This is a genomic window from Promicromonospora sp. NPDC090134 (assembly GCF_044746965.1).
Taxonomy (GTDB): Bacteria; Actinomycetota; Actinomycetes; order Actinomycetales; family Cellulomonadaceae; genus Promicromonospora.
In genome coordinates, this window is sequence record NZ_JBIVCZ010000016.1 from 16577 (window position 1) to 39480 (window position 22904).

Here is a 22904-nt window from a genome sequence, read left to right on the forward strand (position 1 = left end):
GGCAGGGCAAGCAGGGCGAGCAGGCTCAGGCCGGCAGCCCCGCCGCGCTGCGCACCCGGGCCTCGGCGGCGTCGATCGCCTCCGCGGTCGCGGGGTCGGCGAGGTCGACGTCGTTGCCGCCGATCACCTGGGAGAACAGCTCGCCGTCGACCCGGCGCCGGACCGCCACGCGGGCGGACCGCCCGCCCGGCAGCCTGACCGGCTCCGCCAGGACCACCGACCACTGCACCCGCTCGCGCAGCACCTGGGGCAGCACGGTGCGGCGGCCGTCGAGCGTGAGCGGCGTCGGCTCGTCGCCGTCCACCCAGTGCACCCGGATCACGTTGGAGTCCGTGTCGTAGGTCGCCCGGTCCACGTCGGCCCACTCCCGGTGCACGACGACGGACGGGGCGCCCCGCGACTCCGTGTCGCCCTGGCCTGTGGCCGCCTCCGGCGCGGAGATCAGCAGGAGCTCGGCGCGTGTGGCGAACGCCCACGCCTCGCCCGTGGACGTGACCAGTGGCGCCTGGGCCAGCACCGAGTCTGTGCGGTGCGAGCGGACGGCGCGGCGGACGGCCTTCTGCGGGCGGTGCGCGAACCAGGTACGGAACCCCATGGGCCCCACGTTAGTGGGGACCGGCGCCCGGGCCGCGCAGCCCGTGCGCAATCGTGCCAAGGTGGCACAGTTCACCCCCTGATCGGTCGGCGGGCACCTCCCGGGTGCCGTAGGTTCTGGCCTCGTGACCTTGTCGAACGCCGCGCCGCCCGCCAAACCGACGGACGTGAGGGCCGACGGATCGGCAAGAGAGCGGCGGGAGGCGAAGGCCCGCCGTCGGCGCGCCCTGCGGATCTCCCTCGCCGCGACGATCGTGGTGGTCGTGCTGCTCGGCCTGGCCGGGCTCGGCTGGTACCTCGTCTCGGACGTCGAGGACCTCGGCGACCAGAACGTCGTGGCCGCGCAGCTCCTGGCCACCTCCGCGGGGCGGGTCGCCGACCCGGGGACCCGCGTGGCCCTGTCGGCCGAGATCGCGGAGGCGGACAACCTGCTGGACGAGCCGTTCCTCACGCGGCTCACCCTCGGCACGGCGGACGCCGCCACATCCCTCGCCACGGCGTCGGACGCCGTGCGGGCCTCGATGGTGGACCTCGCCCGCAGCGAGGTCACCTCGGCCCGCGAGAGCTTCGCGGGCGCGGGCAAGCGCGCCGAGAAGATCTACGCGGCCACGGAGGGCAAGGGGGTCGACGACGACGTCCGCTCCCAGCTGCGGGAGGCCCTGGACTCGGGCACCGCGGTCGACGACGCCGCGAACGCGACCCTCGCCGGGACCGACCTGGCCGACCTGGCGCAGGCCGAGCACGACCTGACCACGACCCGCTCCGTCATCACCATGGCCACGGAGGCGCTGACCACCGCGCAGGACGCCGTCAGCTGCCCCGCACCCGACCAGGTCTGGGACCCGGACAGCGGGCTCCTGCCGGACGATGCGCTGGCGCCCATCCCGTGGGCGCCCGACTTCGTCGTGCGGGCGGACGTGCTGGAGGGGCTGATCGCACTGGACGCCGCGTACCAGGCCGAGTTCGGCCAGCACCTGACGATCAACTCGGCCTACCGCTCGTACGCCTCGCAGGAGGAGCTGTACGACCCGTCCTCGCCGATCGCGGCCCCGCCCGGCTGCTCCAACCACGGGCTCGGGCTCGCGGTCGACATCGGCGGGGGCGTCGAGACGTTCGACACCGTGCAGTACACCTGGCTCAAGGCCAACGCCGGGGCCCACGGCTGGACCCACCCCGCGTTCGCCGAGCCGGACGGTCGGGTGCCGGAGCCGTGGCACTGGCAGTCGGTGCTCGCTCGCGAGAACTGACGGGCCACGCCACGCGCGTTTTGACCGCGTTGTCTTTTTCGTCGTGCGAGTGAACTCGAACCGGGTGAGGGTCGAGAGAACGCGGCGCGACCCAGCGCCCGCGCGTGGAAGGAGATAGACATGCCCGGCTGGCTCATCCTCATCCTGATCGGTGTGGCCCTCGTGATTCTCGGGGTCGCCACCGAGATCGGTCAGTTCCTCATCTGGATCGGCGTGATCGTCCTCGTGGCGAGCCTGATCATCGGCCTGGTCGGCCGCAGGCGCGTCTGACGCACGACGAACCGCTCGATCTTCCGCCGGTCCGGCGCCCGCTGCAGGGGCGCCGGGCCGGCGTTCGTCCGGTCAGCGCCCGCCCCCGGCGGCGAGCCGCATGAGGTCGGTCGTGAAGTCGACGTCCGCGGCCGACCGCTCGGCCCGCGTCGCGTTGCCGGAGAACTGGTGCTGGTACCCGTCCCAGGCGGTGTCGGCGATCTCCCGGCCCACGCCGCTGCGCAGCAGCAGCGCGAGCTCGGTGGACGCGCGTGCGATCCGTCTGCCGAGGTCGGGCGAGCCCCAGTCCTCCGGCGTCGCGTACACGGACGTGGGCACGGGCATCGCGCGGAGGAAGGCGAAGAGCGGGCGGAGCTGCTCGTCGGGCACCATGGCGTGCCGGGCGCTGCCGCCGGTCGCGGCGAGGATCACGGGCTTGGCCACGAGCAGGTCGTTGTCCAGCACGTCGGCGAACGACTTGAACAGCCCGCTGATCCCGGCCTTGTAGACCGGGGTGGCGGCGATGACGCCGTCCGCCGCGGCGAGCCGCGTGACGGCGCGCTTCAGGTCCTCGCCGGGGAACCCGGAGACGACGGCGCGGGCGATGTCGACGGCGAGCGGCCCGAGGTCGAGCACGCTCGCCGTCGCGGGCACCCCGGCGTCCCGGAGCGTGTCGAGCGTCTTCTGCGCGATCCGGTCGGTCAGCAGCCGGGTCGACGACTGCTCGCTGACGCCGGCGCTGACCACCACGAGGTCGAGCGGGGTGGTGCTCATGGGTGACTCCCTTCGAGCAGTGCGGTGCTGAGGTCCCGGAGCGTCTCGAGCTGGCTCCGGTCGAGGGCTCTGGTCATGGCCCGGGTGATGTGGCGGGCGTGCTCCGCGCCCACTCGGCGCTGGACGGCCTCGCCCTCCGCCGTGAGGCGCAGGCGACAGGCGCGGCCGTCGTCGGGGTCGTCCCCGCGGGCGACGAGGCCGCGCTGCTCCAGGCGGGCCACGAGCCGGGACACGCCCGCCTGGGTGAGCAGCACGTCGTCGATCAGGTCGGTGATGCGCAGGCCGTCCGGGGCGGTGGACAGGGCGTAGAGCACCCCGTACTCGCGGGGCAGCAGGTCGCCCCAGATGTCCGCGGCCTCGAACTCGCGGGCGATCGTGGCCTGCGCGCGGAAGAGCGCCTCCCAGGCCTCGTTCGCGAGCCGCGCGGTGCCGGCCACTGTCACACCACCGCCGGGAAGTGCGCCTGCACGGCCGCGTCGGTGTCCTGGTACGGCGAGGCTCCCGAGAGGTTGTCGCCGCGGTTCGGGTTGGGGCGCGGCTGGCGCGGCTCGGCGTCGCCGTACTTGGCGGTCACCAGGCTCGCGTGCGTGGGCGCGTCGGGGACGCCAGGGGCACGGCGGGACGCCAGCTCCTTGCGCAGCACCGGGACCACCTCGGTGCCCAGCAGCTCCACCTGCTCCAGCGCCACCTCGACGGGCAGCCCCAGGCCGTCCATCGCGAAGAGCTGGCGCTGGTAGTCGCCGAAGCCTTCCTGGAAGGTCAGGGTCTTGTCGATGATCTCCTGCGGGCTGCCGACGCTCAGCGGGGTGTCGCGCATGTAGTCCTCGAGCTTCATGCCGCGGAACAGCGCGTAGTTCTCGAAGTAGGGGCGGAACGTGTTCACCGCGTCCTGCGAGCGCCGGGCGATGAACGCCTGGCCGCCGAGCCCGACGATCGCCTGGTCGGCGCGGCCGTGGCCGTAGTGCTCGAACCGCTGCCGGTAGAAGTCGACGAGCGGCTTGAAGTGGAAGTTGGGCGCCAGCACGTTGTTCGCGAAGTACCCGTTGCCGTAGTAGGCGGCCTGCTCGGCGATCTCCGGGGTGCGGATCGAGCCGTGCCAGACGAACGGCGGCACGTCGTCGAGCGGGCGGGGTGTGGCGGTGAAGCCCTGCAGCGGCGTGCGGTACTGGCCCTCCCAGTCCACGACGTCGTTGCGCCAGAGCTGGTGCAGCAGGTTGTAGTTCTCCAGGGCGAGGCCCACGCCGTCGCGGATCTTCTTGCCGAACCACGGGTAGACCGGCGCGGTGTTCCCGCGCCCGACCATGAGGTCGAGCCGGCCCTTGGCGAGGTGCTGGAGCATTGCGTAGTCCTCGGCGATCTTCACCGGGTCGTTGGTGGTCATCAGGGTGACCGAGGTGCTCAGCACGATGTTCTTCGTCAGCGCGGCGATATGCCCCAGCAGGGTGGGCGGGGACGAGGGGATGAAGGGCGGGTTGTGGTGCTCGCCGATGGCGAAGACGTCCAGGCCCACCTCGTCCGCGCGCTGCGCGATGCGCACGAGGTTGCTGATGCGCTCCGCCTCGCTCTGGGTGCGGCCGGTGACCGGGTCGGGCGCGACGTCGCCGACGCTGAAGATTCCGAACTGCATGGGTTCGCCTTTCCGAGCGTGACCTCGATGGATCGCATGACTGGTCATGCATCTTGGTCAACAGCATGACTGGTCATGTATTCCCGGGTGCTTCGCAGCGCGCCGAGGGCAGGGGGGTTGCCATCTGAGAAACCGGTTACTAGGATCTGGGAAACCGGTTACCCGTATTCACCCGCTGCGCGCACCACAGCAATGTCCCGCATTCAACGACGAACGTGAGGCAATGAGATGAGACGACCAAGAGCTGTCCAGATCCTCTCGGCGGTGGCCGCGACGGCCCTCGCCGTCGCGATCGGGGTGACCGCCCAGTCCGTGCCGGACGCCGCGGCCGCCACCGGCTCGGCCACCGGCTATGCGACCCAGAACGGCGGCACCACCGGCGGCGCCGGCGGCCAGACCGTCCGGGCCACGACGGGCACGGCGATCCACACGGCGCTGTGCAGCCGCGCCAGCAGCAGCACCCCGATCATCATCGAGGTGTCGGGCACCATCAACCACGGCAACACCAGCCAGGTCTCGGGTGACAGCTGCAGCACGGCCGACGACGTGATCGAGCTCAAGCAGATCAGCAACGTCACGATCGTCGGCGTCGGCAGCGGTGCCGTCTTCGACCAGATCGGCATCCACATCCGCGAGTCCAGCAACATCATCATCCAGAACGTGACCGTCCAGAACGTGAAGAAGTCGGGCTCCCCGACGTCGAACGGCGGCGACGCGATCGGCATGGAGAGCGGCGTCCGCAACGTCTGGGCCGACCACCTCACGCTGCTGGCCTCGGGCGGCGAGTCGGAGGGCTACGACGGCCTGTTCGACATGAAGAACGACACCAAGTACGTGACGCTCTCGTACAGCATCCTGCGCAACTCGGAGCGCGGCGGGCTCATCGGGTCCAGCGAGAGCGACCTCTCGAACGGGTTCGTCACGTTCCACCACAACCTGTACCAGAACCTCAACTCCCGCACGCCGCTGCTGCGTGGCGGCATCGCCCACATCTACAACAACCACTACGTGGGCCTCGTGGAGTCGGGCATCAACTCGCGGGCCGGCGCCAAGGCGAAGGTGGACAACAACTACTTCGAGGACTCCAAGGACGTGCTCGGCACGTTCTACACCGACCAGGCCGGCTTCTGGCAGGTCGCGGGCAACGTCTTCGACAACGTCACGTGGTCCAGCCCGGGCGAGGACAACAACCCCGCGGGGCCGAACCCGACGTCGAACACCTCCGTGAGCATCCCGTACTCCTACCCGCTGGACGCGGCGAGCTGCGTGCCCGCGGTCGTCGCCGAGACGGCGGGGGCGAACACGGGGCTGCAGGTCTCGGACGGCAGCTGCACCCCGACCGACCCCACGGACCCGCCGACCGACCCGACCGACCCGCCCACGGACCCGACCGACCCGCCCACGGAGCCGCCGACCGGCACCAACCTGAGCGTCGGCGCCGGGGCCGACGGCTCCAGCAAGGCGAGCGGCACCAGCTACGGCAACGTGCTCGACGGCGACACGGGCACCTACTGGTCCCCGGCGAGCTCGACCGGGCGCGTCTCGGTCAAGTGGGGGTCCGCGACCACGGTGTCGTCGATCAACGTCCGTGAGGCGTCCGGCGCCGTCGGGAACATCGGTTCGTGGCGCGTCGTGAACAACGACAACGGAGCGGTGCTGGCCACGGGCAGCGGCGCCGGCGTCATCAGCTTCGCGGCCACCTCGCTGAGCAAGCTCAACTTCGAGATCACCTCCTCGTCGGCCACGCCGAGGATCGCCGAGCTGGAGACGTACGCGGGTACCCCGTCCGGTGGTGAGGATCCGGGCGAGGAGGAGCCCGGTGGTGAGGATCCGGGCGAGGAGCAGCCGACCGCGGACGCGCTCTACGTGGCGCCGGGCGGCAGCTCCGGCGCCGCGGGCACCGAGTCGGACCCGACCACCCTGGCCTCCGCGATCGGCCGGATCGCGGCCGGCGGCACCATCTACGCGCGGGGCGGCACCTACAACCTGTCGCAGACGGTCGACATCCCGCCGGGCAACAGCGGCACCTCGGGCAACCGCACCGAGCTGTTCGCCTACCCCGGTGAGACCCCGGTGCTGAACTTCTCGGCCCAGAGCGAGGACCCCGCCAACCGGGGCATCGCGATCGGCGGCGACTGGTGGCACCTGCGCGGCATCGTCGTCGAGCACGCCGGCGACAACGGGATCATGCTGGGCGGCGACAACAACGTCATCGAGCGGGTGGTGACCCGGTTCAACCGCGACTCGGGCCTCCAGATCTCCCGGTACACCGCCGGGGCGCCGAGCAGCGAGTGGCCGTCGAACAACCTCGTCGTCTCCTCGGAATCGCACGACAACGCCGACTCCGACGGCGAGGACGCCGACGGGTTCGCGCCCAAGCTCACCGTGGGCTCGGGCAACGTCTTCCGGTACACCGTGTCCCACAACAACATCGACGACGGCTGGGACCTGTACACCAAGGACGACACCGGGCCCATCGGGGCGGTGACCATCGAGGACTCGCTCTCGTACGAGAACGGCACCCTGTCCGACGGCTCGCAGGCCGGCAACGGCGACCGCAACGGCTACAAGCTGGGCGGCGAGGACATCTCGGTCAACCACGTCGTGCGGCGCAACATCGCGTACGACAACGGCAAGCACGGCTTCGGCTACAACCGGAACCTGGGGTCGCTGACGGTCTCGAACAACCTGAGCATCGGCAGCGCGGAGCGGAACTTCAACTTCGACGGCGGCTCGTCGACGTTCCGCGACAACACGTCCTGCAACAGCGGGTCGAACGACCGCATCATCGGCACCGACGCGGGCGGCAACCAGTGGTGGTCCGGCTCGAACGGGTCCCGGTGCGCGCAGTACTCGGGCGCGCTGGACTGGTCGTTCGCCTCGGACGGACGGCTGGTCGTGACGATCGGAGGACGCACCGTCACCCTGTGACCGCGCCGGTCCGAGCGGCCGGTGCCTGAGACGAACGCCCTGGGGAGTGCGGAGATACCTCCCCAGGGCGTTCCTCGTCGCGCGTTGTCAGTTCACCGGCCGTGGGTCCGCCTCAGCGGCCTTCGGCTCGGTGTCGATCCCGGCGACGGCGGCGTCGAGCTCTGCGATCCACCACCAGAACCGGGGCCCCGCGCCGGCGACCAGCCAGCCGGGCAGGAGCGTCAAGGACAAGAGCGACCACTCCAAGAAGGACACACCGGTCAAAGTCGTCAGGAGCGTGGCAGTGCCGAAAACCAGGACGGCCGAGACCAAGGAGACGACCAGCAACTTCCCCGCTGGCTTGCGCACCCGCCGAGCGAAGACCTCACCGAGGAGGGCGGTCGCCACTATCGCCAGGGTGAGCGGTGCGGCAGCGAGGATCCAGCCGGCCACCACCCCGATCGGAAGGAAGTCCTCCTCGCCGCCGGCGGCGTCACTCTGCGCGGTCAGTGACAGGATTGTGAGGAACGGCCCCGCCACCACATAGACGACCGACGACACGACGCCCGCGTGCAGATACCGCTTCCACATGGGCTGACACTAACGGTCGGGCGGAGTGGCGATGTCGTACCCGACCATTCAGCTCAGGAGAGACCGCAGGACGGTCGCGGCGCCGTCGTCGTCGATCGACCCCGTGCCGTAGGACGCCGCCGCGACGACGAACGGCGGGGCGTGCCCCATGGCGACGTCGTACGCGGCCCAGCGGAACATCTCGACGTCGTTCTCGCCGTCGCCGATCGCGACCGTGCGGCTCGCCTCGACGCCGAGCTCCATGCGCACCTTCTCCAGGGCGGAGGCCTTGGAGATGCCGGGCGGGGTGACGTCGACCCAGTCGGGCCGGGTGGCGATCGCCGTCAGGCCCCGCACGACCAGGGCGGGCACCATCTGGTCGGCGCTGGGCCCGTGCAGGACGATCCGGGGCGTCGGGTTGACCAGGAACTCGCCGATCGGCGCCTGGCGCTGGGCGCCGTTGAGCTCGTGGGCGGGGAACGGGGCGCTGACTCGCCAGCCCTCGCCGACGATCTCGGCGGCGACCCGCACGGCCGGCGCCTCCTTGAGCGCCACGTCGATCACCAGGACGGCGTCGACGGTGTGCTCCTCGACCACCTGGTAGTGCTCGCCGAGCAGGTGCGCGGTCACCGCGCCGTTGCTCGAGACGATCCAGACGTCCGTGAGGCCGAGCAGCAGGGCGGCGGAGACCGCGCCCAGCACCGACCGCCCGGTGGCCAGGACGACGTGATGGCCGGCCCCGAGGACCTCGCCCATCGCGTGGCGAACGGCCGACGTCGGCGGGTGCCCCGTGCGCAGGAGCGTCCCGTCGATGTCGCACGCGATCATCAGCCGGGTGGCGAAGCTCGCGTCCGGCGCCGCGCTCGGGGGCGTGCTCGTCATGTTCTGGAGGCTATTGGCGCTCTCCGGCTCAGGCGAGGAGCGGACACGGCGAGGTGCCGATCCGCCAGGCTGAAGTTTCGCGCGGGTTCGGAGGGCTGGACCAGCTCGTTGCGGGCTACAAGCCGTTCTGGTCGACGCCGAAGGTTGCTTGCTCCACGGTGAACTGGTCGCCAAACTTGGACGAAAGTTGATCGATGAGGCCCTGTCGGCTGAACGAGTCGTAGTCCAAGTAGTCCTGTGCCGCCTTGGCGGCTTGCTCGTTCCAATCGACGTCCAGCGAGTCGACGGCGAACTCTGCGTCCTTCACGGGGAAGGCCTCGCCGTACTCGCTGGAGAGCTGGTCGATCAGGCCCTGCCGTGAGAACGCCTGGTAGTCGAGGTAGTCCTGCGCCGACGCAATGGCTTGTTGCTGGGACTCAGTGAGTTCGGGCTCGGCCTTTTCCTCCTTGGTGGGTTCCTCGGCCTTCTTCTCGGCGGACGCCTTCGGCTTCGACGCCGGGGCGGAGGTCGTGGTCTCGGCGGACGGCGCTTCGTCTGCGACAGGCTCCTCCGGCAAGGAACAAGCCGCGAGGCTGAAGACCAGGGTCAGGGCGCTCAGACTCGCGGCGATCGGGGTACGCATGGGCTTGCCTCCCTGGGACGAGGGTTTGTTACCCATGTAGGGAGGCCTGAACGGGCGCGGAGATGACGCGCTATCCGAGCAGCGACAACAGGGCGCTCGCGGCACCCTCGTCGTCGATCGACCCCGTGCGGTACCTCGCGGCTGCCAGCACGAACGGCGAGGCGTGTCCCATGGCGACGGCGTGCGCGGCCCACCGGAACATCTCGATGTCGTTCTCGCCGTCGCCGATCGCCGCAGTGCGGCCCGCGTCGATGCCGAGCTCGATGCGGACCTTCTCCAGCGCGGAGGCCTTGGAGATCTGGGGCGGCGTGACGTCGACCCAGTCGAGCCGCGTTGCGATGGCGGTCAGACCCCGGGCGAGCAGTGCGGGAACCAGGCGGTAGGCGTCGGGTCCGTGCAGGGCGATCCTGGGCGTCGAGTTGGTCTGGAACTCCGCGATCGTGGCCTGGCGCTGGGTGCCGTTGAGCTCGTGGCCAGGGAAGGGCGCTGACACATGCCAGCCGGCGCCGACGATCTCGCCGGCAATCCGGACGGCCGGGGCCTCCTTCTGCGCGACGTCGATCACGACCGCGGCGTCCACCGTCTGCTGCTCGACGACCCGGTAGTGGTCGCCGAGCAGGTGCGCGGTCACCGCGCCGTTGCTCGCGACGATCCACACGTCGCGCAGGCCGAGCTGCAGGGCGGCCGTGACCGCGCCTGTCAGGGACCGGCCGGTGGCGAGGACTACGTGGTGGCCGGCCCGGAGGACCTCGCGTGCCGCGTGCCGCACTGCCGCCGTCGGTCGTTGCCCGGTGCGAAGGAGCGTCCCGTCGATGTCGCACGCCACGAGGAGCGGCGCGGTGGGCTCGGTGTTCGCTGTGGGCGGCTGCGCCGTTGCGGGGGTCATGCCGGGGAGATTATTGACGTGGAATTCGGTCTGCGAGGATTATTCTCGGTTATTCTCGGGCGGCAACCTGCTGGCCCATCCGCCTCAGCGCCTTGCGTGCTTTTTCTTCGTAGACGGCGTCGAGCGCCATGGCTTCGAACACCTTCGTGTACTGCTCGATCTCCTGGGGTTGTGCCAGGTTGAGCTGGGCTGAGACAGTCTCGACCATGACCAGCTGATCGTCGTAGACCCAGAACGCATGCAGGGGTACGACGGCGAAGGGTGTGTCGTACGGGATGACGCCGAGCCGAACGTTCGGCAGCATCGTCAGGTTGATGAGCCGGTCGATCTGCCCGTGCATCGCCGCGGGCGGGCACACGTAGTTGAGCAGCGCCGCCTCGGTCAGGACCAGGCGGAACTTCTTCGAGGCGTTGTAGAGGATGTTCTGCCGCTGCATCCGCGCGGCGATCACCTCGTCGACCGCTTCCCGAGAGGCTGGTCCGTTGCCGGCACGCTCGATGATGCCGCGCGCGTATTCAGGCGTCTGCAGGAGGCCGGGCACGATCGTGGGCTGGAAGCCACGGAAGATCCGGGTGTCCTGCTCCTTGCGTCCCATTGCGGTCTGCTCGGCGGCGAGGCCCGTCCGCATCACCCGTCGCCACTCGCGATGGCGGGTCTGGAGTGTGTGCAGGTCCGCGAGCAGTGCCTCGGTCGCGCCGTCGTCGCCCGCGGCGCGGCACCACGAGCGGACGTCGTCGTCAGTGGGTGTCTGCCGGCCGTTCTCGATCTTGGAGACCTTCGGCTGGTTCCACGACAACGAGGCGGCGAGCTGCTGACCAGTCAGGCCGGCAGCCCGCCGCAGGTCCCGGAGGCGGGCACCCAGCTCGTTGCGAGCGGCCCGGATGTCAGGGTTGGTCGAGGTGTTCCGCGGCAAAGTCGTCTCTCATGATGGCGCGGTGCCAGGCGGCGTCGCGCTGGTAGTTGAGGTCGACCAGGGCGGCCGGGTCCTCGATGGGCTCGGCGTCGAGGGCGACGCCGTCGTCGAAGTGCATCCTGGCTGCCGTGCGGGAGTCGAACAGCCAGTAGTCGAATTCCGGCAGTCCAGCCGCGTCGTCGCGGGCGAGGTAACGGATGTCCTCGCCGGCCTCGTTGTTGAACGCCGCCGTCCACAGCCCGAAGCGGTTGTAGTCCGACAGCGGCAACGACACGACCCGAACACGCCGGACGGCCCGGCCCTCACGGGTCCGGACTCGAACGGTCGTCAGCCACCCGTCCAGCCAGGCCATGTCGGTGGTCCCGGTCGCCAGGTACCGCGTCATCGGCTCACGCAGGTTCGGGGAGTTGTACCTGTCGAGGGTCTCGAGGCGGTAGGCGGTGTGCTCGAACTCGGCGAAGAGCTTGCCGAGGTCAGGCATCGACGGGTTCTGAGAAGTCAGGGCCGGCCCTCCTGCGCCTTGTGCGCGATGTACATCTCAAGGATCTCGTACGGCACCTCGACGATGCCCTCGTGGCCGGGGATATTGCCGACGTCGGCCAGTGCGGCGCGGTCGGTGACCTTCCAGCCCTGGACGAGGAACGTCTTGCGGTCGGAGCGGTCCGTGGCGAACAAGGTGGGGGAGTTGACGTCGGGCGACTCAGGGTCCTTGCCGATGAAGCGTGCGCGCATTATGGGCTCCCATGCTCGAATATTCGACAATCCTTGTGCAAGCATGGTCGGTGGTAACGCCAGGCCCCGTCAAGGGGCGGTCGTTCGACTGCTGCGCCGGGCACGGCAGTTGGACCGGGGTGTGGGCGACAGAAAATCAGGGGCGTCTGGTGCAGCGCGGCCGTACGGTGCGTGACATGGCGCATGCGTATCCCCCGCTCGGTGTCGAGGTGCGCACACCGAGGCTGGTGCTTGCCGGTGCGACCGACGAACGCCTCGCGCGGCTGCTCCCGGTGGTCCGGGCCGGCGTCGTCGGCCCGGAGCCCCTGCCGTTCGACGACCCGATGTCGCTCTACGCGGACAGCCCGGAGCGCGAGTGGCGCTGGCTCCGTGGCATCTGGGCCGGCCGCGCCCGGGTCGATCCCGACCAGTGGCGGCTGTACTTCGTGGTGCTGGTCGACGACGAGCCCGTAGGGATGCAGGATCTCGTCGGCGCCGGCTTCAGCCGGTTCGGGTCCGTGACGACGTTCTCGTGGCTGGCTCCTGGCGTGCGGGGGAGCGGCATCGGCTCGGAGATGCGGGCGGCGGTCCTGCACCTCGCGTTCGACGGCTTCGGCGCCCGGGAGGCCACGAGCGAGGCGTTCGTCGACAACACCGCGTCGAACCGCGTGTCCGAGCGTCTCGGCTACGAGCCCAACGGCAGGGACTGGGCCACCCGTCGTGGGGACGCCGCGATGCTGCGGCGCTGGCGGCTCACCCGGGATCGCTGGGCCGAGTCCCGGAGGGCCGACATCGAGCTTGCCGGGGTGGAGGAATGCCGGCCGGTGCTCGGCCTGTGACCCGTCATACGCCGCTCGGTTGCGGGACTCCGGGCCTGGAGTGGTGCCCCGTACAGGACTTGAACCTGTGACCGAGAGATTCTGGAGCGGTTCGGCGGGTGACGGCTATTAGTTCTACATGACGGAACGGCGAGGCCCAGCATCTTGATGATTCTGGGCCTCGCTGAAATTCACTCGCTTGCGCGTCGCGCGGGTAGGGAAGCTGGTTCTAACCTCGCTGGCATGGATGAGGTCGTCGCGGGCGCACTGATCGGGCTTGTTGGTGGCGTCGTCGGCGCTGGCATCGGTGGTGCTACATCGCTGCTCGTCGCAGCCCGGGAACGCAAGCAACAACGTGAGGACCGAGACGTCCTCCTTTGGACCGAGCAGCGTCGAGTCGTCTACTTGCGATTTCTGTCGGAAGCGGCTGACCTGGAGCGGCGTATCGAGGCATCAGCGCACACAGAGGCTGAGCCAGCGTGGGGTCTGGTTGCCCATGAGGACCGCGCAGACCTCATGGCCACTTTCAACGAGATGCGGTTGATAGCTCCGAAGGACGTCGTCGAGCCTGCCAACAACTACCTGTACAACCTGAGCTGGCCGCTGAACAATGGCTACGCATATGTCGCGCTCGCCTTCGACGCGCGACCACTCGACATGGAGAGGGTCGGCAAGACCCAGAAGGTACTCAAGGAGGCCCTGGAGGAGGTTCGGCGCTGGGAGCGTGAGACCCGGGCTGCGATGCGCGAGAATCTCGGAACAGGCCCGGAGTACGACCTGCCCGCTGTCGAGCAGCAAGGCGACGAACCGCCCTCGCCTGGTGGGGGCAAGATCGCTTCGAGGGGATACCCGCCGGGCGAATAGCAGCGTCCGCCCGGAGAAGCGCCTGGAGCCCCGCGGTAGCGAGTGAATCACGCCCCTCTGATTGCCACGATCGACATCACGAGACCAGCGAGTCCCAGGAAACCCGCGACGGCGATCCCGATCCACTCGCGTCGAGCGGTGCGCGCAGCAGTGGCCCGGTCCGTAGCGCGAGCCTCGTCCGCCGCAACCTTGGCATCCGCTGCGTCGGCCCGGTCGGCGTCGTAACCGTTCTGGAGCAACTCAATCTGATCGCGCTGCAGCGACAGGAGAGCCTCCCTCCAATCGGGAATCTCGACCACGTCGGCTGCGGCCGGCTGGACATCTGTGGGCTCGGTCTGCCGCCAGGCAAATCTGAAACTAGGTAGGTCGACCAGCGACGAGGCAGGGAAAGTCGGCAGAGTTGCGGTGGCGAGTTCTCGGTAACGTCGCCCGAGTGAACCCGCCGTTGTGGCAGCCCTGCCAGCCTTCGTCACTTTCGCAAGGTACGACTCAACTCCTGGCTGCATGCGGCTCCGCAGCAGCTGGTCGTACTTGAGGGCGTTCGCATAGTCAGGGTCGTTCTCGTCTTTGAGGATCTCCGCAAGCTCTCTGAGGCTCCGCTTGCCGATTGCGTTCACCGCAGGGGCGTCGCTTAGAGGGGAAGTAGGAGGCAGGTCCTCCCATTGACCACCTGGCCGCTGGACTCTGATCCGGCGCTCCGTTGATCCGTCGCTCTCTGAGGCTTCCTCAGTCATACTCGCTCACTGTACGCAGCCGCATCTGTGACCGCGCTGGGTAAAGGTGTGATCGGCGCGGAGAGACCTTTGGGGCGGTTCATGTGGAGGTCGCACTTGCCGCCCGTTCGCCGGGGATAGCGCTGGGTTTCCGCTGGGTCGGCACTGGGTAATGGGAACAGAGAGACCCGGAATCCGCGAGATTCCGGGCCTACGGTGCCCCGTACAGGACTTGAACCTGTGACCGAGAGATTATGAGTCTCCTGCTCTGACCAGCTGAGCTAACGGGGCGTGCGGCACAAGCCGCGCAAGGATCCTACTGCTTCGGGCAGTCGGCGCAGGTGAGGACCCACACGGCGGGACGGCGTCCGCCTCGGTACGCTCCAAAGTGAGCGACGGGTGGCACAGCCGGGGGCTGCCGACCCGCCACCTGAGCCAAGGGCGGCCACATGGGTACCGAGCCGGGCGAGAGCACCGCGGCCGTGACCGCGCGGAGCCGGCGGCTGATGCTGCTGCTGGCGGCGGCCATGTTCGTGCTGGTGGTCGACACCTCGTTGATGAACGTGTCGATCTCCGCCGTCATCCGGGACCTGGACACGACAGCCGGGGGAGTGCAGTCCGCCATCGCGCTCGAGGCGCTGGTCTCGGCCGCGTTCATCCTGATCAACAGCAAGGTCGGCGACCTGATCGGGCGCAAGCGCGCCTACGTGCTGGGGCTGCTGGCGTACGCGACCGGGGCGGTGGCCATGATGCTCGCGCAGAGCCTCACGGCGATCGTCATCTTCTGGGCGATCATCGGCGGGCTCGGGGCCTCGCTGCTCCTGCCCGCGATGCAGTCGCTGATCCACGGCAACTTCGAGGGCGCGGCACAGAAGCAGGCGTACGCGATGGTGGGCGCGGCGGCCGCCATCGCCGCCGCCGTCGGCCCGCTGCTCGGCGGGTTCGTCACCACCTACCTGTCGTGGCGGGTCGGGTTCGGGCTGGAGGCGCTCATCATCGCCGTCGTCCTGAGCCAGATCCGGCTGGTGCGCGACGTCCCCTATACCGGCTCCCGCCAGGTCGACGTCGTCGGTGCCGTGCTCTCCGTCATCGGCATGGGCGGCGTGGTGCTCGGCATCCTGGTCTGGCAGGAGGGTGGCGAGCTCGTCGGCCTGCTCATCCTGGTCGGGATCGTGGCACTCGTGTCGCTCGCCCGCTGGCTCGTGCGCCGCGAGCGCGAGCGCAAGGTGCCGCTGATCGACCCCGACCTGTTCCGTCACCCCACCTTCACCACCGGGGTGACCGGGCAGATGCTCCAGCAGATCACCCTGGGCGGAGCCATGATCGCCCTGCCCCTGTTCCTGCAGATGACCCTCGAGTACAACGCCCTCCAGGCGGGCCTCGCCCTGACCCCGCTGTCGCTGACGATGTTCGCCGCGGCGCTTGTGGCGGGCCGCAGGGGCGGGAAGCGGCGTCCGGCCGCGATCATTCGCACCGGGTTCCTGCTGGCCTGCCTCGGCATCGCGGTCATCATCCCGTTCGTCCCCCGCGTGGACAGCGGCTGGTACCTCGCGGTCCCGCTCGCCGTGACGGGCTGCGGCCTGGGGCTGCTGGTCTCGCAGCTCAACAACTACACCCTCGCCCCCGTCGAGGAGGAACGCGTCAGCGAGGCCGCCGGCGTCAACTCCGCCGCCGGGTCCTTCGGTCTCTCCTTCGGGCTCGCCATGTCGGGCGGCATCCTGCTCGCCGCCCTTGCGGTCGGCTTCAACCAGCTCACCGCGAACAACCCGGTCATCCCTGCGGCCGAGCAGCAGCAGATCGCGGCCGCGCTCGAGACCGACGCCGAGGTCATGAGCAACACCGCGCTGGCCGAGCAGATCACCGGACAGCCTCCGGACGTCGAGGCAGAGGTGCTCGCCATCAACGACGAGGCCCGCAACCGCTCCCTCCAGGTGGCGCTGCTCGTCCCGCTGCTCGCGAGCCTCGTCGGGCTCGGCAACTCCTTCCGCATGCTGCGGCTGCCCGACCGCAAGCCGTCGACCTCCCTCGACGGGACCGACCTCAGCTGAACCCCGGTCCGGCCCTGGCCCACCCCGCACCGCACCGCACCGCGGGAAATGTCCTGGCGTGCGCCCGACGTCCGCCCATAGGTTCTGCGAGCCACACCCCCAACACGACTGGAGCACTCCCATGTCCTCGAACTTCCCGGTCGCCCTCTCGGGCGCCCGGGCCCGGACCCTCATGTGGGCGCACGAGCACGACGTCGACCACGCGGCCCTGAACCAGCTCCGCAACATCTCCGCCCTGCCCTGGGTCGAAGGCGTCCGCGTGATGCCCGACGTCCACCTCGGCAAGGGCGCGACCGTCGGCTCCGTCATCGCCATGCGCGACGCCGTGTCGCCCAACGCCGTCGGCGTCGACATCGGCTGCGGCATGATCGGCGTCCGCACCTCGCTCACCGCCAGTGACCTGCCCGACGACCTCTCCCGCCTGCGCAAGCGGATCGAGGCCGCCATCCCGGTCGGGTTCCACTCGCACGACGAGCAGGTGGACCTGCGCCGGCTGCGGCCGGTCAAGGGGTCCGGGGGCCAGGAGCGGCTGCGCGGCGAGCAGGTGTTCTGGGACCGGTTCGAGACCCTCCACCCCAAGGTCAGGCAGCTCGAGACCCGGGCACGCAGGCAGCTCGGCTCCCTCGGCGGCGGCAACCACTTCGTCGAGGTGTGCCTGGACCAGGACGACCAGGTCTGGCTCCAGCTCCACTCCGGCTCCCGCAACATCGGCAAGGAGCTCGCCGAGCACCACGTCCGCATCGCCAAGGACCTGGAGCACAACAAGGGCCTCGTGGACCGCGAGCTCGCCGTGTTCCTCGCCGGCACGCCCCAGATGGACGCGTACCTCAACGACCTGTGGTGGGCGCAGGAGTACGCCGCCCGCTCGCGGGCGGTCATGATGGCGCTCGCCGTCCAGGCGGTCCGGGAGGAGTTCGCGGAGCTGCCCGACGGCGGCCGGGAGCTCACCTTCGACGAGGGCGTGAACGTGCACCACAACTACGTGGCGCGCGAGCAGATCGACGGCGCGGAGCTGATCGTCACCCGCAAGGGTGCGATCCGGGCGGGCCAGGGCGACCTGGGCCTCATCCCCGGGTCGATGGGCACGGGCTCCTACGTGGTGCGCGGGCTCGGCAACCCGGAGTCGTACTGGTCGGCGTCGCACGGCGCGGGCCGGCGGATGTCGCGGACCAAGGCCAAGAAGGAGTTCACCCTGGAGGACCTCGCGGCGCAGACCGCGGGCGTCGAGTGCCGCAAGGACCAGGGTGTGCTCGACGAGATCCCCGGCGCCTACAAGGACCTCGACGCGGTGATCGCGGCCCAGTCCGACCTCGTCGAGGTCGTGGCGCGGCTGCGGACGGTGCTCTGCGTCAAGGGCTGAGCCCGCGGCGGCCACCCCGGCCCGATGATCTCGGGGTCGCGGTGGCCGCCACGGACGTCCGGGGCGAGAGTTGTCCCAAGTCCAGGAGGTGGCCGACGTGTCAGCACACGAACCGCAGCAGGACGGCGGCGGGGTCGGCGCCGGAGACGACGACCTGATCGTTCCGTCCGGCGTCGTGAGCGACCGCCGTCGACGGGTGATGATCGTGGTCGGACTGCTGCGGGCCGGGGCGACGTCGGCCCTCCTGGTGCTGCTCTACTACGTGGTGCCCCTCGACCGGGAGTCGGTCTCGCACCTCACGCTCGTGCTGACCATCGGACTCGCGGCGTTCGCGGCGACGGCGTACTGGGAGGTTCGCGCCATCGTCCGCTCCAGGTACCCCGGCATCCGGGCGATCCAGGCTCTGGCGATGCTCGTCCCGTTCTTCCTGCTCCTGTTCGCCTCGACCTACTTCATGCTCAGCTTCCAGATGCCGACGACGTTCAACGAGTCCCTCGGCCGGACCGACTCCCTCTACTTCACCGTCACCACGTTCGCGACGGTCGGATTCGGGGACATCGTGCCCCGGACGGACGCCGTCCGCCTGCTCGTGACCGTGCAGATCCTGCTGGACCTCGTCATCCTCGGCCTGGGCATCCGGGTGATCCTCGGCGCGATCAAGAAGGGCCGCACGGGCGAGCTGTGACGGCTGGATCCGGGCGGGGTGCCTCTGGCACCCTGTGCGCGGTGAGCAGCACACTCGGTGACCGGGACACCCGCCACGTTCTCGCGGAGCCGCCGGAGCCGCCGGAGCCGCCGGCGGTCTCGGGCCGGGCCCGCGGGATCGTCGTCGCGGTCTGGGTGGTGCTGTTCGCGCACCTGGTGGCCACGTTCGTCTGGGCCGCGCCGGGCTACCTGACGGGGCGGCCCTCCGGCGAGTCCACCGGCGACGTGCCCACGACCGCCGTGCACCGGGCGCTGGAGGTCTACCTGACGCCGGTGTTCGCGCAGAACTGGTCGGTCTTCGCGCCGTCGCCGCTGCACGTCGAGTACTCCCTGCGCGTGCGGGGCATCTATGCCGGCAGGCCCGGCGCCGACCTGGTGCCCGGGCCCTGGATCGACGCCACGGCCGTCGAGGCCCGCGCGCTGACCGGGCACGTGCTCCCGGCGGCGACCGAGCGACCGTCCCGCCGGCTCGCGACGGAGCTGCGCACGGCGTTCCTGGAGCTGCCCGAAGACGGGAGGGCGGCGCTGCTGGTCTCGCCGGTCGCGGCGGACACTCCTGCTGAGCCCTTGCCCGTGCTCCGCGCCGCGCTGCTCGACGCCGGGGGCGTGCCCGACGTCGTCGACGACTACCTGGGCAAGGATCGAGCCGTGACCGCCTACGCGACGCAGGTGCTGCGGGCCTCCGGGGACGACGCGGTGCCGGTCTACGTCCAGGCGAGCATCCTGCGACAGGAGGTCGCGCGCCAGGGGAGCGGTGCACGGCACGCGCCGTCCGAGCTCGTGCTCGGCGCGCGCCCGCCCGTCGTCGTGCCCGGCCAGGACGACGCCGCGTTCCGTCGCACGTGGACGGCGCTGCGGGGCGACGTCGTCGGCGAGGGCGAACCCGGCGACGTCGGCCCGGTCGGTCCGGAGCCCACCCCGTGACCAGGCTGCTCGACGCCGGCGTCCGCTGGATGACCGTCCGCGCTCACGCGACCTACGGCATCGCCCTGATGCGCATCGTCCTGGGCCTGGGCATCGCCGGGTACGTCGCGGTGAACTTCCCGGCACGCCAGGCCCTGTGGGGTACCGGCGCCCGCTGGGCGACCCCGCTCGGCGCGCACGCCCTGGCCGGCGGCCCGCTGCTCACGGCCGGCTGCGTCGCGCTGCTCCTGGTGGCGGTGCTCGTGGCGCTGGGCTGGCGCGCCCGCTGGACGGTGCCGCTGCTGCTGCTCGGCTGGTCGGGCCTGACCGCGATCAACCCCCTCGTCGCCGACCAGGGCGACAACATCGCCCGGATCCTGCTGGTCTACCTCTGCCTCGCGGACACCTCGGCCCGCTGGTCCCTGGATGCCCGACGCCGGGGGAACCGACCGGGCCGGACACAGGTACGCAACGTGCTGCACAACGCCGCGGTGCTGGCGGTGGGCACGCAGATCTGCCTGGTCTACGTGCTCTCGGGGCTGTTCAAGCTCCAGGGGGAGCAGTGGCGCGACGGTTCGGCGGTGTACTACCCGCTCTCGCTGCCGCAGTTCCGGCCGTGGCCCCCGCTGGCCGACCTCGTGGCCGGCACCGAGTGGCTCGTGGCCGCCGTGACGTGGGGGACGCTCGCGCTGCAGCTCACGTTCCCGCTCCTGCTGCTGCAACGCCACACGCGGATGGCCGCCGTCGGCGGGGCGCTCCTGATGCACGCGGGCATCGCCGTCGTCATGGGCCTGCCGTTCTTCTCGCTCTTCATGATGGCGGGCGACTGCGTCTTCCTCACGGATGACGCGGTCGCCCGCCGATCAGGTCAGCCCACCTGGTGGAGCCAGCGGACCGGCGCGCCCAGGCCGGCGTAGCGGAACGGCTCGAGCTCGTCGTCCCAGGCGGCGCCCAGGGCGAGGTCGAGGGCGTCCCGCATGGCGCGCGGGTCGGCGAGCTCGAGCGCGGCGCGGACCCGGTCCTCCTGCACCACGACGTTGCCGTGCACGTCGGTCATGGCGTGGAAGATGCCGAGGTCCGGGGTGTGGGACCAGCGGGCGCCGTCGGCGCCGTTGCTCGCGTCCTCGGTCACCTCGTACCGCAGGTGGGACCACCCGCGCAGGGCGGACGCCAGCTTGGCGCCCGTGCCCTGCGGACCCTGCCACGAGTACTCTGCGCGGTACAGACCACGCCCAGCAGGCTGCGCGGTCCAGTCCATGGAAACGCGCACTCCAAGGACGTTCCCGGCGGCCCACTCGATGTGGGGGCACAGGGCACGAGGTGCGGAATGCACGAAAAGCACACCCCGCGTGATGACACCGGCCATGTCTTCCTCCCTGGATCGAGGTACGTCTTCCCCTACGTCCTCACCAGGGCGGTGACGCTGTGGTCGGCTGCACAGCGGTGCTTCGGACCACATCCTGCCCGATCCATCGGAGACATGCGAGGCGAAACGACGCACATGTCTCCGAAAGAATCACTTCGTACGACGAGTTCGTGCGGCACATTCTTGCCTAAAAGGACGTACCGCCACTAGAGCCCGGACGAATCTCTTGAGGATTCATCCCACATGCATGTTTTGTACGAAATGAAGCCGAAGTCCCTCACAGGCGCGCGCGAAGCTCCCGCATCGCGGCCCGCCGGGTCTCCTTCTGGAGCCGGTCCAGGTAGACCATGCCGTCGAGGTGATCGGTCTCGTGCTGGAGGGCCCGCGCCATGATCCCGGTGCCCTCGACCGTGACCGGCTCGCCGTCCAGGTCGATGCCCTCGACCCGCGCGTAGTTGGCGCGCACGGTGGGGTACCAGAGCCCGGGAACGGACAGGCAGCCCTCGCCGCCGTCCTGCGGCTCCTCGCCCAGCTCGACGATGCGCGGGTTGATCACGTAGCCGATCTCGCCCTCGATGTTCCAGGAGAACGCGCGCAGCGAGACACCGATCTGGTTGGCGGCCAGCCCGGCCCGCCCCTCGTCGTCCACGGTCTCGACCAGGTCGGCGATCAACCCGCGTACGCGGTCGTCGATCGTCGTCACGGTGTCGCACGGGGTGCGCAGCACGGGGTCGGGAACCAGTCGGATCTCACGCATTGCCATGCGCACATTCTCCCATGTCAGGGCCGAGGGGAGCCGTCGGTACACCCCGGCCACGTCAGACGCTCAGGTCACCGGGGTGACCTGAGCGTCCGACACGGGGCCGACGGTGTCGGCTCAGGCGTTCTTGATCACCAGGGCGACGTTGTGCCCGCCGAACCCGAACGAGTTGTTGATCGCGGCGATGTCGCCGCCCGGCAGCTTGGCCGGCTCGTTGCGCACGAGCGGCACCTGCAGCTCGGGGTCGGGGTTCTCCACGTTGATCGTGGGCGGGGCGAGCCGCTCCGCGACCGCCTTGACCGCGAACACGGACTCGATGGCGCCGGCGCCGCCCAGCAGGTGGCCGGTCATCGACTTCGTCGCCGAGAGCTGCACGTGGTCGGCGTCCGACCCGAAGAGCTTGCGGATCGAGGCCGTCTCGGTGAGGTCACCCACCTTGGTGGAGGTGGCGTGCGCGTTGACGTGCACGACGTCGGAGGCCGTCACGCCGGCGTCCTCCATCGCGAAGCGCATGGCCGTCACCTGGCCCGTGCCCTCGGGGTCGGGGGAGGTGATGTGGTACGCGTCGGACGAGAGGCCCACGCCGCTGACCTTGGCGTAGACGCGGGCGCCGCGGGCGGCGGCGTGCTCCGCGCTCTCCAGCACCAGCACGGCGGCGCCCTCGCCGAGCACGAAGCCGTCGCGGTCGATGTCGTACGGGCGGGAGGCGTGCTGCGGGTCGTCGTTGCGCAGCGAGAGCGTGCGGGACGCCGCGAACGCGCCGAGCGGCATCGGGTGGATCGACGCCTCGGTACCGCCGGCGACGACGACGTCGGCGCGGCCGGAGCGGATCATCTCCACCGCATAGCCCACGGCCTCGGCGCCGGAGGCGCAGGCCGAGACCAGCGCGTGCGTTCCGGCGCGGGCGCCGAGCTCGAGCGACACGTAGGCCGACGGCGAGTTCGGCATGAGCATGGGGACGGTCATGGGCAGCATGCGCCGGGCGCCGCGCTCACGCAGCGTGTCCCAGCCGTCCAGGATGGTCTGGATGCCGCCGATGCCGGACGAGACCACGGCGCCGAGCCGCTCGCCCGGGACCTCGGGGCTGCCCGCGTCGGCCCAGGCCTCGCGGGTCGCGACGATCGCGTACTGCGCGGACGGGTCCATGCGCTTGGTCTCGGGGCGGGACAGGACCTCGGCCGGGTCCACCTTGATGGTGGCGGCGAAGTTCACGGGGATCCCGTACTTCTCGGCCCAGTCGTTCTCCAGGGTGCGCGCACCGGACACGCCGGCGAGCGCGGCCTCCCACGTGGAGGCCACGTCACCGCCGAGCGGGGTGGTGGCGCCGAGGCCCGTGACGACGACTTCGCGTGCGGAGGTCATGATGATGCTCCCGAGGGTGG

Annotated in this window: 25 protein-coding genes and 1 tRNA gene; 10 read left to right on the forward strand and 16 right to left on the reverse strand. The window is 70.3% G+C overall.

Annotated elements, in window-relative coordinates; translation table 11 throughout:
* Positions 1-25: 25 nt before the first annotated feature.
* Positions 26-595 (reverse strand): hypothetical protein, encoded by a 570-nt coding sequence (locus ACIPN7_RS28510; protein ID WP_400550372.1) that lies wholly within the window; start codon positions 593-595, stop codon positions 26-28.
* 124 nt (positions 596-719) lie between these two features.
* Here ACIPN7_RS28510 and ACIPN7_RS28515 point away from each other — a divergent pair, with 124 nt between their 5' ends.
* Positions 720-1841 carry a M15 family metallopeptidase gene (locus tag ACIPN7_RS28515; protein WP_400550374.1) on the forward strand — a complete coding sequence of 374 codons (1122 nt, stop codon included), beginning with the start codon at positions 720-722 and terminating at the stop codon, positions 1839-1841.
* A 120-nt stretch (positions 1842-1961) separates the two neighbouring features.
* On the forward strand, positions 1962-2111 hold the full coding sequence (locus ACIPN7_RS28520) for a hypothetical protein (RefSeq protein ID WP_285103938.1): 150 nt from the start codon (positions 1962-1964) through the stop codon (positions 2109-2111).
* Positions 2112-2183: 72 nt separating this feature from the next.
* On the opposite strand, the gene ACIPN7_RS28525 is transcribed toward ACIPN7_RS28520, so the two are convergent.
* From ACIPN7_RS28525 to ACIPN7_RS28535, 3 genes are read right to left on the reverse strand one after another with little or no spacing between them, the layout of a single operon-like run.
* The gene (locus ACIPN7_RS28525) at positions 2184-2864 is read right to left on the reverse strand and encodes a CE1759 family FMN reductase (protein ID WP_400550376.1); all 681 of its coding nucleotides are present in this window, start codon (positions 2862-2864) and stop codon (positions 2184-2186) included.
* A complete protein-coding gene (locus ACIPN7_RS28530) occupies positions 2861-3301 on the reverse strand; it encodes a MarR family winged helix-turn-helix transcriptional regulator (protein WP_400550378.1) in 441 nt (146 codons plus the stop codon). Before ACIPN7_RS28530 ends, ACIPN7_RS28525 begins: the two co-directional genes overlap by 4 nt.
* 2 nt (positions 3302-3303) lie before the next feature.
* Positions 3304-4491, reverse strand: coding sequence for a CE1758 family FMN-dependent luciferase-like monooxygenase (locus ACIPN7_RS28535; protein WP_400550380.1), 1188 nt, complete (start codon positions 4489-4491; stop codon positions 3304-3306).
* 228 nt (positions 4492-4719) lie between these two features.
* On the opposite strand from ACIPN7_RS28535, the gene ACIPN7_RS28540 reads away from it, so the two are divergent.
* Complete coding sequence (locus ACIPN7_RS28540; RefSeq protein ID WP_400550382.1) at positions 4720-7422, forward strand: polysaccharide lyase family 1 protein; 2703 nt, start codon at positions 4720-4722, stop codon at positions 7420-7422.
* 87 nt (positions 7423-7509) lie between these two features.
* On the opposite strand, the gene ACIPN7_RS28545 is transcribed toward ACIPN7_RS28540, so the two are convergent.
* From ACIPN7_RS28545 to ACIPN7_RS28575, 7 genes are all read right to left on the reverse strand, one after another.
* Positions 7510-7992 (reverse strand): hypothetical protein, encoded by a 483-nt coding sequence (locus ACIPN7_RS28545; protein ID WP_400550384.1) that lies wholly within the window; start codon positions 7990-7992, stop codon positions 7510-7512.
* A gap of 48 nt (positions 7993-8040) precedes the next feature.
* Entirely contained in the window at positions 8041-8853 is an 813-nt protein-coding gene (locus ACIPN7_RS28550; protein WP_400550386.1) for an HAD family hydrolase, read from the reverse strand.
* A gap of 115 nt (positions 8854-8968) precedes the next feature.
* Complete coding sequence (locus ACIPN7_RS28555) at positions 8969-9475, reverse strand: Ltp family lipoprotein (RefSeq protein ID WP_400550388.1); 507 nt, start codon at positions 9473-9475, stop codon at positions 8969-8971.
* 70 nt (positions 9476-9545) lie between these two features.
* Entirely contained in the window at positions 9546-10361 is an 816-nt protein-coding gene (locus ACIPN7_RS28560) for an HAD family hydrolase (protein ID WP_400550390.1), read from the reverse strand.
* Positions 10362-10410: 49 nt separating this feature from the next.
* On the reverse strand, positions 10411-11274 hold the full coding sequence (locus tag ACIPN7_RS28565) for a helix-turn-helix domain-containing protein (RefSeq protein ID WP_400550392.1): 864 nt from the start codon (positions 11272-11274) through the stop codon (positions 10411-10413).
* Entirely contained in the window at positions 11246-11755 is a 510-nt protein-coding gene (locus ACIPN7_RS28570) for a DUF6879 family protein (protein WP_400550394.1), read from the reverse strand. Before ACIPN7_RS28570 ends, ACIPN7_RS28565 begins: the two co-directional genes overlap by 29 nt.
* Positions 11756-11772: 17 nt before the next feature.
* Positions 11773-12006, reverse strand: a complete 234-nt coding sequence (locus ACIPN7_RS28575) for a hypothetical protein (protein ID WP_400550396.1) — start codon at positions 12004-12006, stop codon at positions 11773-11775.
* Positions 12007-12182: 176 nt separating this feature from the next.
* Here ACIPN7_RS28575 and ACIPN7_RS28580 point away from each other — a divergent pair, with 176 nt between their 5' ends.
* Positions 12183-12824 carry a GNAT family N-acetyltransferase gene (locus tag ACIPN7_RS28580; RefSeq protein WP_400550398.1) on the forward strand — a complete coding sequence of 214 codons (642 nt, stop codon included), beginning with the start codon at positions 12183-12185 and terminating at the stop codon, positions 12822-12824.
* 222 nt (positions 12825-13046) lie between these two features.
* Positions 13047-13667 (forward strand): hypothetical protein, encoded by a 621-nt coding sequence (locus tag ACIPN7_RS28585; RefSeq protein ID WP_400550400.1) that lies wholly within the window; start codon positions 13047-13049, stop codon positions 13665-13667.
* Between the two features lie 47 nt (positions 13668-13714).
* Here the strand turns inward: ACIPN7_RS28585 and ACIPN7_RS28590 are convergent, their stop codons facing one another.
* Both ACIPN7_RS28590 and ACIPN7_RS28595 read right to left on the reverse strand, forming a co-directional pair.
* On the reverse strand, positions 13715-14401 hold the full coding sequence (locus ACIPN7_RS28590) for a hypothetical protein (RefSeq protein WP_400550402.1): 687 nt from the start codon (positions 14399-14401) through the stop codon (positions 13715-13717).
* A 196-nt stretch (positions 14402-14597) separates the two neighbouring features.
* Positions 14598-14671 (reverse strand) — tRNA-Ile (locus ACIPN7_RS28595).
* Positions 14672-14829: 158 nt separating this feature from the next.
* Between ACIPN7_RS28595 and ACIPN7_RS28600 the strand changes: the two genes are divergently transcribed.
* The 5 genes from ACIPN7_RS28600 (at position 14830) to ACIPN7_RS28620 (ending at position 20313) form a co-directional block, all read left to right on the forward strand.
* Positions 14830-16428: an MFS transporter gene (locus tag ACIPN7_RS28600; RefSeq protein ID WP_400550404.1), complete on the forward strand. Its 1599-nt coding sequence runs from the start codon at positions 14830-14832 to the stop codon at positions 16426-16428.
* A 121-nt stretch (positions 16429-16549) separates the two neighbouring features.
* Positions 16550-17788, forward strand: coding sequence for an RtcB family protein (locus ACIPN7_RS28605; protein ID WP_400550406.1), 1239 nt, complete (start codon positions 16550-16552; stop codon positions 17786-17788).
* A 97-nt stretch (positions 17789-17885) separates the two neighbouring features.
* The gene (locus ACIPN7_RS28610; RefSeq protein ID WP_400550408.1) at positions 17886-18473 is read left to right on the forward strand and encodes a potassium channel family protein; all 588 of its coding nucleotides are present in this window, start codon (positions 17886-17888) and stop codon (positions 18471-18473) included.
* A gap of 41 nt (positions 18474-18514) precedes the next feature.
* Complete coding sequence (locus tag ACIPN7_RS28615; protein ID WP_400550410.1) at positions 18515-19417, forward strand: DUF5819 family protein; 903 nt, start codon at positions 18515-18517, stop codon at positions 19415-19417.
* A complete protein-coding gene (locus ACIPN7_RS28620) occupies positions 19414-20313 on the forward strand; it encodes an HTTM domain-containing protein (RefSeq protein WP_400550412.1) in 900 nt (299 codons plus the stop codon). The genes ACIPN7_RS28615 and ACIPN7_RS28620 overlap by 4 nt, the downstream gene beginning before the upstream one ends.
* Here the strand turns inward: ACIPN7_RS28620 and ACIPN7_RS28625 are convergent.
* The 3 genes from ACIPN7_RS28625 to fabF all read right to left on the reverse strand — a co-directional run bounded on the left by ACIPN7_RS28625 (position 20265) and on the right by fabF (position 22884).
* Entirely contained in the window at positions 20265-20762 is a 498-nt protein-coding gene (locus ACIPN7_RS28625) for a DUF3145 domain-containing protein (protein WP_108493757.1), read from the reverse strand. The two genes, ACIPN7_RS28620 and ACIPN7_RS28625, sit on opposite strands and share 49 nt — an antisense overlap.
* Positions 20763-21039: 277 nt before the next feature.
* Positions 21040-21525: a peptide deformylase gene (def, locus tag ACIPN7_RS28630; protein WP_400550414.1), complete on the reverse strand. Its 486-nt coding sequence runs from the start codon at positions 21523-21525 to the stop codon at positions 21040-21042.
* A gap of 114 nt (positions 21526-21639) precedes the next feature.
* Positions 21640-22884, reverse strand: coding sequence for a beta-ketoacyl-ACP synthase II (fabF, locus tag ACIPN7_RS28635; protein ID WP_400550416.1), 1245 nt, complete (start codon positions 22882-22884; stop codon positions 21640-21642).
* Between the last annotated feature and the right edge of the window lie 20 nt (positions 22885-22904).